This is a genomic window from Mesorhizobium sp. M0019 (assembly GCF_040323975.1).
GTDB lineage: Bacteria > Pseudomonadota > Alphaproteobacteria > Rhizobiales > Rhizobiaceae > Mesorhizobium.
Genome location: NZ_JAMYVK010000050.1, coordinates 18,075 through 30,656, shown reverse-complemented (window position 1 = coordinate 30,656; position 12,582 = coordinate 18,075). Strand labels below are relative to the sequence as shown.

The window sequence follows — 12,582 nt, the reverse complement described above, 5'->3', positions numbered from 1 at the left end:
CGCTACTTTCCCTGCGCTGCGACATAGCGCGCGACGCTCGCGATCTCCTCGTCGCTGAGCGACAGCGCGATAGCGTGCATGATGTGATTTGGACTCTCGCTCGCCCGGTAGGCAAGCAGGGCGTTGGTGAGCCTCTCCTCACCAAGCCGGATGATGCTGGGAACGCCTGTGCCGCCGCCATCGAGGCGATGGCAGGACGCACAGGTCGCGGCGAGTTGAGCGCCTTGATCGGCCCCCGCCGCCGCGCCGGATTGGCTGACGAGAAGCACGAGGCCCGTGGCAATCGCAGATCTCGCGACGGGGCGCATGCTGAATACCCGTCTGTTTCGGAGTTTTCCGGTCACGCTCCCACTCAACTTGTCACGCCATAATTCGCGCAGCTCGATTGCGTCGCCACCTCAACCGACCGTGAGCCGGTGCGACAACGTGTAGATGGCACCGCCGTCCTCCTCCCAGACGAAATCGAGCCGGCCGCTCTCCGTCGCGCGCAGGGAAAATTCGAAGAACGGGTTAGCCGAAATCGCCTCGTGGAGATCGACGCTGAACACCACGGATTGGTTGTAGCGGCAGACAAACCTGTTGATGATCTTGCGCGGGATTACATTGCCTTGATCATCATGGCGTAGCCCTGTTTCCATCTCATGGCTGATGATGGTCTTGACCTGAAAAAACTCTCCCTTCGCGGCAGCGCTCGGCACGATCACGCGTGGTGTCGGGGTAGTCACTGTCTCTCTCCGATCTCAGGCACAGCCATCCGTGGCGACACGGACCCACGTCGTGGTCATCAGCAAATTGCCGTCATTCATTTCGGCGACAGCGACGACATGTTGCGGTTTGGCAAGACGGATGCGTGTCGACACGCGAGGTAGACTGCGTTGTGGGACGAAATGGAAACTGGCGACTTCGATAAGCGGGTTTCGCGGCGCGAACACGCGCATTTGCCTCACATGGTCGGCCTCAGTCATGGGGCTGTCGATGTAAAGACTCATGGGCACGGTATAGCCGGTCGGGAAGTCCCTCGGCATTATCAGGTGAAGGCGATCCGATACCGTGGCCGTCCGTCCGGTGAGCTGTTCGACGAGATCCAGCGCTTGATCGTTCGCACGCGCGCTCTGCGGCGAGAAGAGCGCGACTCCGGCAAAGCCTGCACTCCCTGCGATCAACACATCGCGGCGCGTCAAGCTCATCGTCCCGGTCTCCAAACCCTGCCACCTCTTTAGGCCACCCTAAGAACACATCGGCGGCCGCAGGCAGCGCACTCGGACACATGAGTGCGGCAGCTTCTACGAAATTTAGCACCGACAACCGCTGGGAGCAATCTCGCGGAAGTGCCCATGGACGTCCTTTAAACCAATGCATTCTGTTCAATAACGATATTCAACTATTCAACTTGCACGATGGAGTTTGCGGCGGCCTAAAACCAATAGAAGCGTTGGAAGTTGCTGCTCGACCGCTTCCAGCGAGAGATATCTCGCCGCCATCGGCCTACTTGGCACAAGTGGATAGCCTCGGTACGTCATCGGAACCGGTCAATGCGAGCGAGTTCCTGATTGCCCTTTCGGTCTCGTTTAGATTCCTCGCCGCGATTCTTACCGGCCGTTGGGAGCACGCCGGCGGATTCTGCGACTACCTAACTTCGTTTGCCGGCCTGATCGCTGGAGGCGTTTTTGCGGACCGCAGTCGGGATAGATGGTCAAGGCATTGCGGGAAAGAACGCTCTTGCGGGTTGTCGGATCTCTGATCACACTCTTGGCCTGCTATCAGATGCTCGAATTAACTGGAGCGCTCGAACCGCGCCAGCGCAAGGTCTGATTTACAAGCATGCGCGACATTCATGATAAGGCTGAAAAAGGACGGGTTAGGCTCATGGACGCCGGTTCCGCCGAACGCCCGGTTTCTGGAAAGGAAATCGGCTCCCGAAGGTCTCGAGTGGGTCAAAGGCGTGAATTTGACGACATCACGGTCTCAATCAGCGCGGATAGAGATTTCAGTTTCGAACGGAAACGGGAAGCTGAAAGAGCTGGCGGAATTGCCGGTGCAATGAAAGAATCAGCCCAGCGAACTTTCAGCTCCGTCCAGGCGAAAAGGACGGAATTCGGCATTTGCATGCGATCTCGACATTTCGGAAATACACGTCGAGGGTAATCGACCTGCCTGGCAATCGAGTCATGCTGAGGTTGCCGCCGCTCGCGCAGGCGATCATTCCACAAACAAGTTTAAGAAGCGGCTCCCCTAGCTTTGCGGCGGGGATAACCCATCAGTTCACTCTTTGTTCTTTTCCGAAAACGCTTGGCGAGATATAGTCTGGCGTGTCCTTTAACTTTAACTGATTCCTCAGGGAGGCAGCGCGCAGATGACCGTCCAGCCCATCAATACCATGCTGCAGGGGGACAGGATTCTCAATGAACCGACAATCAGCTGCCCAAGCTGCAAGACGGAAATCAAGCTCAATGAGTCGCTCGCGGCCCCTTTGATTGCCGCCACGCGTGAAGAATACGAAATGCGCCTGGCGCAGAGCAAGGTATCGATGGCTGCCAGAGAAGAGGAGCTCAAGCGCCAGCAGGCCGAGATCGTCGCCGCCAAAGAGGACATCGCCAACCAGGTGGCTGAGCAAATCAAGCTTGAGCGTGCCGGAATCGCGGTCGAGGAAGCCCGCAAGGCAAAATTGCTGCTTTCGGTAGACCTGGAGGACAAGGATAAGAAGCTTGCCGAGCTGGAGGCGACGTTGAAGGCGCGCGACGAAAAGCTCACCGAGGCCCAGCAGCAACAGGCGGAATTCCTGAAAAAGCAGCGTGCGCTTGACGATGAAAAGCGAGAGATGGCGCTGACCATCGAAAGGAAGATCCAGGAAGGATTGGACGCCGTTCGCGTCAAGGCGAGGTGGAAGCCGAAGACGGCCTTAAAATGAAGGTTGCGGAAAAAGAAGAACAGATCGCCGGCATGCAGCGTCAGAGCCGACGTCGTCTCGGCCTATGTCTCGAACAATCCGGTTCCGGTCGGTGACTTGCCGGCCCTCATCAGTCAGATCCACGCCGCATTGAAGGGCACCGCCGGCGGCGGTGCTGCGCCGGATAAGTCCGGGGCTCTCAAGCCTGCCGTGCCGATCAAGAAATCGGTCACTCCGGACTACATTGTCAGCCTGAGGACGGGAAGAAGTTCAAGTCGTTGAAACGCCATCTCGCGACCCACTACAACCTGACGCCCGACGAATATCGCACCAAATGGGGCCTGCCAGCGGACTATCCGATGGTCGCGCCGAACTATGCCGCAGCGCGCTCGGCATTGGCCAAGACGATGGGGCTCGGCCGAAAGCCGAAAGCCGAAAGAACCGGAAAAGCCGGCGCCGGTGAAGCGGACGCGCAAGAAGACCGCGGCCTGATTGCTGCAGATCCATCGGCCTATGTAGCCCGGACACAAAATAGGCGGGAGTAACCAGCCTTCCACAGGCGAAGCTGGGTTGAACGCTACCAAGGGTTGCCGATCAGACACTCTCAAGTTTTGGTGCGAGAATAAAATCGAAAACGGGCTCGGGCTGGTCAGGCTTTGGTTCTGGCAAAACCCGGGAAGTTACGGCTGCTTCGGCATATTCTGCAAGCGCGGCAGGTGTCATCCCGAGTGCGGACTCAAAGAGCCGGCTCGGCATCGTCACCACCTGACGAAAAAGCGCGGCAGCTTTTGTCGCATGGCGCACGGCAGCGACCCGCTTTCCCTCTCGGATTTTCACCCCGGCTGCGGCCAGCAGGATCAGTCCTTTGAAGAACAGGCGGTGCTGCGTGCTTCGTTTCGCAGCGTGCCAAAGAGGCTCCCAAGCCTCATGGGCTTCCCAGTAATAGCCGTGGTTGAAAAGGTCGATTCCCCATCGAAAGACATCCGAGCCCAGTGCTTCCGCAAGGGGGATGGTTACGGGCTCGTTTCGGTAGCTATGGCCTAAGGGGTCACGTACCGGATGTGGATGTTTGCCAGGCAGGTACGCATAGGTCGGAAAACTCTTTTCGGGCAGCAGGCGAGGACGAGACATCGGCCCAGCAAGCATGAAAGCGCGTTGATGGCAATTCGTGTCACATGGAGCTGACGGCATAGGCTTCGTATGTCAGAGCTGAGGCCATGGATGGGGCTGAGTTCCGGTTTCTGGAGATTTTCCTCCCAATTCCAGACGGCCTTTTAAGCGACTTTTTCAGCACAAATGGCGAACATGCGAGAGGCTGGACGTCAGCCTTCTGGCGCATTCAACAGGGTTTCCAACCGTCGGACGCTCTCAAGCACTAAGTCGAAATTCGGCACAGGCCCAAAGATCATTGCAGTCATGGCAACATAGTCTCGCCGGAGAGCGTCAACCATTTCGTCATGTGGCAGCAGGGCGAAGGTCGGCGGTTTGGCTGACGCAAGGTCGTAGTCCTTGCGGTTGAAAAACATGCGAGCATGAGCCACGCAGTCGGCGCCAAGATCCTTGTTCGCGATCGCCCGGCGGCCGGTTTCGGCTTCCATGAGCCGATGGATGTCATAATAATGGCGCGAGATTCGTTGGCCTTCACCCCGGAGTTCGTCGCGGCGCTCATACCAGCGCCGCAGGCCATGCAGGATTACCACCTTGTCCCAGAAGGTTCGCTCTGGATCGACTGTGGTGACATTGGCTATACTTAGATTAAGATCGGGCGCATCCTGGTCGACATAGGGCCGGATGATCCGCGGTGTATTCGGGTCGAGCGCCGACTTCGCGCCCGATTCAATTTTCACTGCCGGACGCACGTATGCCTCTACGGGCGTCGCGGTTGGATACCAGAGCAAGAGAGTTTGCCCGTCTTCCTCGTCGGGCCGCACCTGGAAGCTTTCGAGCATCAATCCCGTACGTTCTGCGGCCGCTGCCGCCAAGGCGGTCAAACGCTCAAACATCGGCCCTTGGATGTAAGCCGTACAGGCGTCCTTGATGGCGTCGAGCTTGGCCTCACGCTTTGTCCGGCTGAGGCCCTCAAGTTCGGCGATCGATGTGTCCTCGCCCAGGTCATCGCGGAACACCGTGACGTCGATGTCTTCCGAGAACCGACTAATCAGGCCGAACCCCTTAGAGAGCGAGGTACCGCCCTTGAAGAGGAGCCGCGGACTATCGTCGGGCAGGCCGTTGAACAGTGCGTCTAAAGTCCAGCAGACCCAGAAATCTTTTTCGATATTCTGTGGTGTGGAGCTGAGACGTTGTGCCGTCGTCGTGAACAGACCAGCCCGTGTTTCGGCGTCCGCGCTCAGGACTTGATCATAGGCGGGATTCATTGTCCGTGCGCTCCCGGAGGCGCTGTCGCGCCTGGCTGGGTCTGGCCGTGGGGCGCTTGGGCGGCATCCTTCAGAAGAGGCTTCAACAGAACTTGCATCCAGGCGGGAAGAGTTGGCAGGCCTTCGGCCAGGTCGGCGCGGAGGCGGTCACCTTGGTCGGGATCGTTCAGCAGTCGGCGCAGGCGCCGTAACAGTTTCTGGTCCCCATCATCGTCGCCCAGCATATCGCGTATCCAATGCAGCGCCTGGACGACGCGCATGGCCGGGCGCCCGGCCCAGTAGAGTTTGCTGGCTGACGTAGGCCGGAAGGTGATGTCGAGATTGCCAAGGTGAATCGGCCGCAACCGCGCATCGGCGTGAACGACGATGCGGGCTGGCACCGCGTCGGTCAGGCCGAGATCATTCGCAGCGGTCATACCATCGACGAGGACCCTGATCTGATCGCGCCGCGCCACGGCGTCGATGACACCACGGGGGTCTGGTGGGCTTTTCTGTTGAGTCAAGGTGTTGAACGTTGGTCGATCGTAAAGTCCGCGATCAATCCGCCGCAGTTCGGCGGCCTTGACCATCCGCTGCAGCACTTTGTCCACCGCATCGCGATTGCCGAGGTCAAGAAAATCCGCGGGCGTCCAGACCGTGCGTGGCGGACTTGTCGCCATGCGATCTTGGATGAGAGCCTTCAGGTCGGATCGAGTCTCGCGCATGTCCGAAATATGTATAAGTATTTCGGACAAACGCCAAGCCCTTGGAATGTCCGAAAAATGTCTTCATATTTCGGACAGCATAGCTCCGACTAACTGCCACTAGCAAGTGCATGTAGAGCTGCCGGGCAGTTCGAATCCTCATCATGGTAGGGCAAAACACCCTCATCGACGTAAAGCGGTTTACGACACAATCACCCGCCACTATCTCAGTTCGTGAATCGCTACGCCTGGCACAACAGCCTTGGCGATCTCACATAGGTGCTGGTGATGCGTGAGATAGATCACCTGACCGGCACTTGCCATTTCGCCAAACAACCTGAAGACCTCTTCGGACCGGACATGGTCGAAAGTTTCCATAATGTCGTCGGCGATGAATGGCACTGACGGTCGAAACTGGGCAAACTCGTAGTACCCGGCAAGGCTGATCATGGCGCTCTGCGAGGAGGCGGCGCGCAATGAGGGCTTCCGGGAAATCGCGTTGATGGCCACGTTATCGGGCGAACCGCTTTACCTGGCTTGCGGAGATATCGACCTATCGAGCAAGTGGAAGACGCGCGCGGTGGCGCAAGTGTTCCTCTCATAAGAATGGGGAAGGCGCTAGAAGCATAGGTCTGGGTCCTCCATCGCTTTCAGCTGTAAAAATGTTGACAGCGTTCCACCTGCCACGACGAATGCCAAACGATCCCGGCAGGACCTGACGGATACGCCTGAGTGTCGGTAGGTCCTGAATGGGTCATGGCGGTGAATTGACCCAGAGCAAGCGAGCTTCCGCCCGCGCGCGGGGTCTCGGCAGTTGCAGCTTGCATCCTTTGGCCGACCTGCACGTTACATGACGAATAGACAGGCGAACCGGAGCCATGGCCAACGAGAAGCCCAACAATTTCCACGCAAAACAGGTGCATAGCGGGCGGCGGGCGCAGCAGCAGGGCCGCGGGCGAGATGCGGTGCGGCCCACGCAGATTCCGACCAAAGGCTGGAAAGACATCCTTTGGCGGGTGATAGCTGAAGTAAGCGATGACCGAGTCCCACTGATCGCAGCAGGAACCACGTTCTACCTGCTTCTGGCGCTGTTTCCTGCACTTGCCGCCTTCGTTTCGATTTACGGCTTCGTCGCCGATCCCAACACAATCGCCGAGCACATCGCTTTCCTCGGCGGCGTTCTACCGTCGGGCGGGCTCGATCTTATCCGGTCACAGCTTGGGTCCCTTGCCCAACAGAATACCGGCGCTTTGACCTTCGGCTTTATCTTGGGGGCCTCGCCGTCGCGCTCTGGAGCGCCAACAACGGCATCAAGACCATCTTCGAAGCCATGAACATCGCCTATGAGGAGACCGAAAAGCGCAGCGTCGTCCGGTTGAATCTGCTGGCCTTGGCCTTCACGCTCGGCGTCATCTTCATCGGCATCGCGTTCCTGGTCTCGGTCGGGCTTGTCCCTGCGGCGCTCGCGCTCCTCAATCTGGGCAGCTGGACGGAGACACTGATAAAAATCCTGCGCTGGCCCGTGATGCTGGTCGCGGTGGCGGCAGGTATCACGCTTATCTACCGCTACGGTCCCAGCCGCGAGAAAGCGACGTGGCGGTGGCTGACTTGGGGCGCCGGCCTCGCGACGGTCGTGTGGCTTGCCGCCTCGATCGGGTTTTCCTTTTATCTCGAGAATTTCGCCAACTATAACGCGACGTACGGGACGCTCGGCGCCGTCATCGGCTTCATGATGTGGACCTGGATCTCAGTCATGATCCTCATCGTCGGAGCCGAGCTCAACTCCGAGATGGAACACCAGACGGCCAAGGACACCACAACCGGCGCGCCGCAGCCGATCGGCGCGCGAGGTGCCGCGATGGCCGACACGCTGGGCCGCTCGGCCGACCGGAGCGGCGCCGAAAGCGCATCACGTCGCTGAGAACGAGGGTTTACACAAACAGAGCTTCCGGCCCCGATCACTCGTGAATAGCGCTTCGAACGCCAAACCACCGGCTGCGGACGAAGCGGCTGTCGAGGCGCGAGCCGGCGACTGGTTGCAGCAAAACGGGGAGCGCACAGGCGTGATGGCGTCGGTTTGGATGTCACCGAGACTTGCGGACTGTCGCTGCCGGCCCACGTGATACTGCTTCGATATCGATAGTGACGAGCCCTCCGCCTTCGATATGGACCGTTTCCTAGCTCGTACGAGCGTCCCCGTTTGCATTCGCGACGCTCCAATGGATGGGAGCAGCCTACCTCGTTCGGCTAGGACTACGGCTGATCTTCACGTTCGGGAAGCCCGCAGCCCAGCAGGACCCACGTCAAGTCAGTCGACTTGCGCGGAGGGCCCGTGAGCCTGCAACAGCTCCTGTTAGACGAAACCCAGAAAATGACGGGCGCGTTAGTATTAGGAACTTATGCCGTGGCTTCGGGCAGCATCGGTTCGTGGATCACGACGCGGCCCCGCGTGAAGCTTTGGCAGCAGCGGATCGCAGGCTTCTTCATCGCTGCCCTTGGGTTTCGAATGGCTTTTGGTGGCGGGGCAAGCCGCTAGGTCCCGGTCTCAGCAGTCCGCTTCCACCCACAGCCGAAATCCAAACTGAGACCCTACCGCCGGGGGCATGACTGGACGGCGAAATACCGCCCCTTGGTCCGGGCTGCCACAAGGATCGCTGCCGATACCTTCGCGAAGCGAGACCGGTGATAGTTGGCTCCTATGAAACAGCCGGGAAGCCAATTTCGTGGAAGCACTTTGGTCTGTGCTGAGACGTATCCGCGCGCAAGGGTAGCTTCTTTGAGCAGCTCCACGGAACTAAAAGGTTTTGCCGCAGTTTTGCCTGTCAATGGAGGAGGAAACCATGAACAGCCAAAACAAGGAACGAGAATCCGCGACCAAAACACCTGATGAGGACATTGCAAACAAGGACATTGGGGCAACCGTGAGCGACGCGGTCTCGAAAGCCTCCGACATGGCTCAACAAGCAGTTGATACGGCCAAGCAGGCGGCCTCGGATAGTGCGTCAACAGTTACCAACCAGGTGAAGGAAATGCTAGACCGTCAGGTCGGCAGCAGTGCCGAGGTGATGGGCCAGCTCGCGAGTTCGACGAAACGCGCAGCCGAGGACCTCGACGAAAGCGCGCCCTTAGTCGCGGGTGTGGTTCGTACGTTTGCGAACAGGATCGATGGTTACGCAGACGATCTGCGGGACCAGTCGGTCGATCAGCTGGTCCGCGCCGCCTCCGATTTGACTAGGCGCCAGCCCGGATTGGTTTTTGGGCTTGCTGCCCTAGCGGGGTTCTTGACATTTCGGACGCTGAAGAGCGCGCCGCCGGCGTCGTCACGCTCCAATGAGCCCGTGCGCGGGCGCAACCGGCAAGCAGCGAGCGAATTTAATGGCACATGATCAGCTCAAGAATTCCACGCTCCCACGAGCACTATCCGACGCCGCGGCGGATCTTGCCGACCTCGTGCAAAAGGAGCTGCGGCTGGCCCGGGCGGAGCTGTCTGAAAACGTTTTTGCCAAGCTTCGGGCCGGCATCTGGATGTCCGCTGCCGGGGTGCTTGGGCTGATCGCTGCATTGCTGACAGTGCAAGCCGTCGTCTTCTGGATAGCTAGCTTTGGGATCGTAATGCACTGGTCCTGCCTGATCGTTGCCGGCGTCGTGGCCGCAGCTGGAGCACTCGCCTACTACAAGGGCCGCATGGATGCGCAAAAGGAGATGACGCCCACGCGATCAATCCATCAGATCAAACAGGATATATCGATAACCAAGGAGCATCTAACATGAGCCGCGAAGCGCATACGCCCAACATCGGAACGGCGGAATGGCTCATCGGCGCCGCCAAAAACAACCCGGAAGGTCTTCTTCTCGTTGCAGCCGGCTGCGCGCTGTTGATGCGCCGCGGGGGGGCATGGGCCACCGGCGGCTTTGATCACGCTGATGAAACCCGCGGAAGCAAGGGCCAGCGAAGCGTTCACCCAAGGTCTTCGAACACCGCCGGCCAGGGGCGCCGGTCGAAAAGCATGGAGGACGCTTCGGAGACGGCAGACAATGCACGGGAGCATGCCTCGGACCTCGGCGGCAAGGTCGCAGCCACGGCCAGCGCTTACACTTCGTTCGCGTCGGAATACGTCGACGAGGCGCGACGCAACGTCACTGAGACATCGGAGCGGGTCGCGCGACGGGCCCAATCAACTTTCCAAGAGACGGTGAACCGCGTAGTCGAAGAGCAGCCACTGACGCTGGCGCTGCTCGGCCTCGCCACAGGGGCAGCTGTCGCTGCAGCCTTCCGCCCCACGGATTTTGAAAAGCGGACACTCGGCCCAGCTGGAGAGCAGTTGACGGACAGCGCCGAGAAAGTCGGCGAACGGTTGAAGGAGTCGACGGTGAAGGCGCGCGAAAGGCTCAGGACCGCTGCCGAGGAGCGCGGCCTTAATGCTGATGGCCTCAAGGATGTCGTGAGCGACGTGGCTGGCGAGTTCGGCAGCACCTTGTCGGGCGAACAGCAAGCCGGGTCGGCTGAGTCGCCGTCCGCGACCTCAGGCGTATCGCGCGGCCAATCGGCCCCGGGTAGCATGGGCCGGTCGACAGATAAATCGGCCAATTCGGATCAGTCACAACGGCCGGGTGCTTCCCGGTCCGGCAAATCCGGCCAGTCCAGCGGAAAGCGAGGTTCGTGATGGGCGAGGCAAATCTCCGCCAACTCGAACACGACGTTGAGGCAGCCCGCGCAAGGCTCGCGGAAGATTTGTCGACGCTGCGCTCGCCAAATACGGTGTCCGAGTTTACCGACGAACTGAAGCAAGAGGCGCTCGAGGCCAAGGATGCGCTGGTCGCGAAAGCAAGATCGACCGCGCAGTCGACGGCGCTGGAGATCATCGAGGATCTCAAGGCAAAGGCTGCCGCGAATCCTGGCGCCGCATTGGTAATTGGGGCTGGTCTCGCGTGGCGGTTCCTTCACCGTCCGCCAATCGCGACCGCGTTGATCGGAGCAGGACTATTCAGCCTGTTGCGTACGCCTTCAATTCAGCCGGGCTTGGACGGGCAGGTCGATCATCTCGCTTTCGCCAGAGAGCGCTTGAAGGAGCAATCCGTCGAGCTGGCAGAGAAGGTCGGCGAAATGAGCGCCAAGACGGCCGAAACAGTGAAGGAACATGCGGAGGAAGCGGCTGGCGCCGTAAAAGAGAAGGTGCGGAATTTGGGCGCCAAGACGCCGAATCTGGTCGACGAATTGCGGCAGGCCGGCAGCGAGGCCGCCGAGGGGGCAGCCGCCGCGGCCGGTCAAGCGTCGTCTGCTGTCCAGGGCGCACTGAGCGATCAGGAGACGCGAGACAAGCTCCTTCTTGGTGCCGCGGGTTTAGCCATCGCGGCTGCGGTAGGTATTGCGTATCAGCGACGGCTTGAGGAGCACGCGGCGGTCGACTAGGCGAGAATTCAGCGCCGGAACTCCAGAACTACGGAAGAGCAGCCTGGACGACCCAGTGTCCCGGCTGTCAGGAGCGGGTCGCCTTTCTCGCGCTAACCAACCCGGCCATCACCGCTTGGCGCTGTCGCTGTCGGCGGCGGCCCGCGTCAGGAACGTCTGGGTTGTCTGGCCAAGACGGCTCTTCAGCCACTCCGCCATTGCCTCCTCTTCGCGGAGGTTCTGCTCGCAGGCCTGGACGATTTCGGTCTCGCCCTCGGCGTTGGCCGCCGCGATGAGGATTGTATAGGAGGCGATTTCCATGTGCTCGAAAGTGTAGCTGGCGAGGGAGCCCTTCATCACCTCATCGCCGGCGAACACGCCGCTGATGGATTGGGCGAGCGCCATGAGCTTGCCGCCCGCGTCCTTCACGGTGGATGATCCTTCATCGATACGGTCGAGGCAGGTCTTCAGCCGGGAAGCCTGTTGCCTTGTTTCTTCGAGATGAAGGCGGATGCGCTCGCTCAGCTCCGGATAGCTCTCGATGCGGCTCAACTGTCCAGACAGCATCGTCTCCGCCTGCTCTTCCATGGCGTGGGCATCTCTCAGCCACTGGATCATCCATTCGCGCGATTCAGACATCAGAGGTCTCCTTGTTTGGTGGCATCCAAACCACGAGCGACGAGGATTGTTCCGGCCGCAGGGTATCCATCCGGTGAAGACCGCAGACGTGCGTATCCGGCGGCCATGAGCACCTGAGCACCGCGGTGCCGGAGTCAAGCTTTCGATGGTGAGACGCGATGATATTCTTCGAGGAGGAGTTTGACCTCCTCGATGCCTTCATCGGTGAAGGCCAAGATTCCGTCGTCATCGTTGGCGCCGTAGACCCAGATGACGCCGTCCTCGGGCTCGAGACCGAGGGTCAGGTCCTGGATGAGCGCTTCGCTGACGCCGAGGTCCCTGGCGACACGGTCGACGGTGTAGACGTGATGCACCTTATTGCGCTGCATGATCAGGCCGCCGCTGATTGGGTCCGCAGTTGTGCGGATCTCCCATTCCACGGCAGCAAATCATCGATCCGATGGGCTGGGTGGGCTGCGATGCGCGCCAGGATATCGGCGAGCCAGGCCTGAGGGTCGATATCGTTCATCTTGGCGCTGACGATCAGGCTGTAGAGAACGGCAGCGCGCTGTCCGCCGCGATCGGAACCGCAGAACAGCCAGGACTTTCTGCCGAGAGCGAAGACCGATT

The 12,582-nt window shown here is 59.9% G+C and carries 17 protein-coding genes and 4 pseudogenes; 11 read left to right on the top strand and 10 right to left on the bottom strand.

Features of this window, described 5'->3' with window-relative positions; translation table 11 throughout:
- Positions 1-2 precede the first annotated feature (2 nt).
- Genes NKK47_RS27850 through NKK47_RS27840 form a run of 3 tightly spaced genes read right to left on the bottom strand, consistent with a single transcriptional unit; the run spans position 3 to position 1,187 of the window.
- A complete protein-coding gene (locus NKK47_RS27850) occupies positions 3-344 on the bottom strand; it encodes a c-type cytochrome (protein WP_352528404.1) in 342 nt (113 codons plus the stop codon).
- A 54-nt stretch (positions 345-398) separates the two neighbouring features.
- The gene (gene soxZ, locus NKK47_RS27845) at positions 399-701 is read right to left on the bottom strand and encodes a thiosulfate oxidation carrier complex protein SoxZ (protein WP_352579025.1); all 303 of its coding nucleotides are present in this window, start codon (positions 699-701) and stop codon (positions 399-401) included.
- Positions 702-740: 39 nt separating this feature from the next.
- Complete coding sequence (locus NKK47_RS27840; protein ID WP_352579013.1) at positions 741-1,187, bottom strand: thiosulfate oxidation carrier protein SoxY; 447 nt, start codon at positions 1,185-1,187, stop codon at positions 741-743.
- Between the two features lie 283 nt (positions 1,188-1,470).
- Here NKK47_RS27840 and NKK47_RS27835 point away from each other — a divergent pair.
- From NKK47_RS27835 to NKK47_RS27825, 3 genes and pseudogenes are all read left to right on the top strand, one after another.
- Positions 1,471-1,812, top strand: a pseudogene (locus tag NKK47_RS27835) (sulfite exporter TauE/SafE family protein); the annotation flags it as partial.
- Between the two features lie 541 nt (positions 1,813-2,353).
- Positions 2,354-2,908 carry a hypothetical protein gene (locus tag NKK47_RS27830; RefSeq protein WP_352579012.1) on the top strand — a complete coding sequence of 185 codons (555 nt, stop codon included), beginning with the start codon at positions 2,354-2,356 and terminating at the stop codon, positions 2,906-2,908.
- Positions 2,909-2,911: 3 nt separating this feature from the next.
- A pseudogene (locus NKK47_RS27825) lies at positions 2,912-3,432 on the top strand (Ros/MucR family transcriptional regulator).
- 49 nt (positions 3,433-3,481) lie between these two features.
- Here NKK47_RS27825 and NKK47_RS27820 read toward each other — a convergent pair.
- The 4 genes and pseudogenes from NKK47_RS27820 to NKK47_RS27805 form a co-directional block, all read right to left on the bottom strand.
- On the bottom strand, positions 3,482-4,033 hold the full coding sequence (locus NKK47_RS27820; protein ID WP_352579011.1) for a DUF309 domain-containing protein: 552 nt from the start codon (positions 4,031-4,033) through the stop codon (positions 3,482-3,484).
- Between the two features lie 176 nt (positions 4,034-4,209).
- Positions 4,210-5,262: a nucleotidyl transferase AbiEii/AbiGii toxin family protein gene (locus NKK47_RS27815; protein ID WP_352579010.1), complete on the bottom strand. Its 1,053-nt coding sequence runs from the start codon at positions 5,260-5,262 to the stop codon at positions 4,210-4,212.
- A complete protein-coding gene (locus NKK47_RS27810) occupies positions 5,259-5,996 on the bottom strand; it encodes a DUF6088 family protein (protein WP_352579009.1) in 738 nt (245 codons plus the stop codon). Before NKK47_RS27810 ends, NKK47_RS27815 begins: the two co-directional genes overlap by 4 nt.
- Before the next feature lie 171 nt (positions 5,997-6,167).
- A pseudogene (locus NKK47_RS27805) lies at positions 6,168-6,392 on the bottom strand (ATP-binding protein); the annotation flags it as partial.
- Position 6,393: 1 nt separating this feature from the next.
- Here NKK47_RS27805 and NKK47_RS27800 point away from each other — a divergent pair.
- The 8 genes from NKK47_RS27800 to NKK47_RS27765 all read left to right on the top strand — a co-directional run bounded on the left by NKK47_RS27800 (position 6,394) and on the right by NKK47_RS27765 (position 11,355).
- Positions 6,394-6,549, top strand: coding sequence for a hypothetical protein (locus tag NKK47_RS27800; RefSeq protein WP_352579008.1), 156 nt, complete (start codon positions 6,394-6,396; stop codon positions 6,547-6,549).
- A gap of 274 nt (positions 6,550-6,823) precedes the next feature.
- The gene (locus NKK47_RS27795; protein ID WP_352579007.1) at positions 6,824-7,279 is read left to right on the top strand and encodes a YhjD/YihY/BrkB family envelope integrity protein; all 456 of its coding nucleotides are present in this window, start codon (positions 6,824-6,826) and stop codon (positions 7,277-7,279) included.
- A complete protein-coding gene (locus NKK47_RS27790; protein WP_352579006.1) occupies positions 7,276-7,866 on the top strand; it encodes a YihY/virulence factor BrkB family protein in 591 nt (196 codons plus the stop codon). The genes NKK47_RS27795 and NKK47_RS27790 overlap by 4 nt, the downstream gene beginning before the upstream one ends.
- A 411-nt stretch (positions 7,867-8,277) precedes the next feature.
- Positions 8,278-8,481, top strand: a complete 204-nt coding sequence (locus NKK47_RS27785; protein ID WP_352579005.1) for a hypothetical protein — start codon at positions 8,278-8,280, stop codon at positions 8,479-8,481.
- A gap of 304 nt (positions 8,482-8,785) precedes the next feature.
- Positions 8,786-9,331: a hypothetical protein gene (locus NKK47_RS27780; protein ID WP_352579004.1), complete on the top strand. Its 546-nt coding sequence runs from the start codon at positions 8,786-8,788 to the stop codon at positions 9,329-9,331.
- Positions 9,321-9,716 (top strand): phage holin family protein, encoded by a 396-nt coding sequence (locus NKK47_RS27775; protein ID WP_352486197.1) that lies wholly within the window; start codon positions 9,321-9,323, stop codon positions 9,714-9,716. Before NKK47_RS27780 ends, NKK47_RS27775 begins: the two co-directional genes overlap by 11 nt.
- Positions 9,713-10,609 (top strand): hypothetical protein, encoded by an 897-nt coding sequence (locus NKK47_RS27770; protein ID WP_352579003.1) that lies wholly within the window; start codon positions 9,713-9,715, stop codon positions 10,607-10,609. Before NKK47_RS27775 ends, NKK47_RS27770 begins: the two co-directional genes overlap by 4 nt.
- Positions 10,609-11,355, top strand: a complete 747-nt coding sequence (locus NKK47_RS27765) for a hypothetical protein (RefSeq protein WP_352579002.1) — start codon at positions 10,609-10,611, stop codon at positions 11,353-11,355. Before NKK47_RS27770 ends, NKK47_RS27765 begins: the two co-directional genes overlap by 1 nt.
- Before the next feature lie 108 nt (positions 11,356-11,463).
- Here NKK47_RS27765 and NKK47_RS27760 read toward each other — a convergent pair whose 3' ends face one another.
- From NKK47_RS27760 to NKK47_RS27750, 3 genes and pseudogenes are all read right to left on the bottom strand, one after another.
- Positions 11,464-11,973, bottom strand: a complete 510-nt coding sequence (locus NKK47_RS27760) for a ferritin-like domain-containing protein (RefSeq protein WP_352450349.1) — start codon at positions 11,971-11,973, stop codon at positions 11,464-11,466.
- Positions 11,974-12,107: 134 nt separating this feature from the next.
- Positions 12,108-12,341 carry a hypothetical protein gene (locus NKK47_RS27755; protein WP_352579001.1) on the bottom strand — a complete coding sequence of 78 codons (234 nt, stop codon included), beginning with the start codon at positions 12,339-12,341 and terminating at the stop codon, positions 12,108-12,110.
- A gap of 2 nt (positions 12,342-12,343) precedes the next feature.
- A pseudogene (locus tag NKK47_RS27750) lies at positions 12,344-12,571 on the bottom strand (transposase domain-containing protein); the annotation flags it as partial.
- Between the last annotated feature and the right edge of the window lie 11 nt (positions 12,572-12,582).

Excerpts from the sequence above, each read along its gene's own strand:
- NKK47_RS27760 (WP_352450349.1), bottom strand. The coding sequence starts at position 11,973 with ATGTCTGAATCGCGCGAATGGATGATCCAGTGGCTGAGAGATGCCCAC.
- NKK47_RS27830 (WP_352579012.1), top strand. The coding sequence starts at position 2,354 with ATGACCGTCCAGCCCATCAATACCATGCTGCAGGGGGACAGGATTCTC.
- NKK47_RS27755 (WP_352579001.1), bottom strand. The coding sequence starts at position 12,341 with ATGCAGCGCAATAAGGTGCATCACGTCTACACCGTCGACCGTGTCGCC.
- NKK47_RS27800 (WP_352579008.1), top strand. The coding sequence starts at position 6,394 with ATGGCGCTCTGCGAGGAGGCGGCGCGCAATGAGGGCTTCCGGGAAATC.
- NKK47_RS27780 (WP_352579004.1), top strand. The coding sequence starts at position 8,786 with ATGAACAGCCAAAACAAGGAACGAGAATCCGCGACCAAAACACCTGAT.
- NKK47_RS27795 (WP_352579007.1), top strand. The coding sequence starts at position 6,824 with ATGGCCAACGAGAAGCCCAACAATTTCCACGCAAAACAGGTGCATAGC.
- NKK47_RS27815 (WP_352579010.1), bottom strand. The coding sequence starts at position 5,262 with ATGAATCCCGCCTATGATCAAGTCCTGAGCGCGGACGCCGAAACACGG.
- NKK47_RS27765 (WP_352579002.1), top strand. The coding sequence starts at position 10,609 with ATGGGCGAGGCAAATCTCCGCCAACTCGAACACGACGTTGAGGCAGCC.
- NKK47_RS27775 (WP_352486197.1), top strand. The coding sequence starts at position 9,321 with ATGGCACATGATCAGCTCAAGAATTCCACGCTCCCACGAGCACTATCC.
- NKK47_RS27770 (WP_352579003.1), top strand. The coding sequence starts at position 9,713 with ATGAGCCGCGAAGCGCATACGCCCAACATCGGAACGGCGGAATGGCTC.
- NKK47_RS27820 (WP_352579011.1), bottom strand. The coding sequence starts at position 4,033 with ATGCTTGCTGGGCCGATGTCTCGTCCTCGCCTGCTGCCCGAAAAGAGT.
- NKK47_RS27790 (WP_352579006.1), top strand. The coding sequence starts at position 7,276 with ATGAACATCGCCTATGAGGAGACCGAAAAGCGCAGCGTCGTCCGGTTG.
- NKK47_RS27840 (WP_352579013.1), bottom strand. The coding sequence starts at position 1,187 with ATGAGCTTGACGCGCCGCGATGTGTTGATCGCAGGGAGTGCAGGCTTT.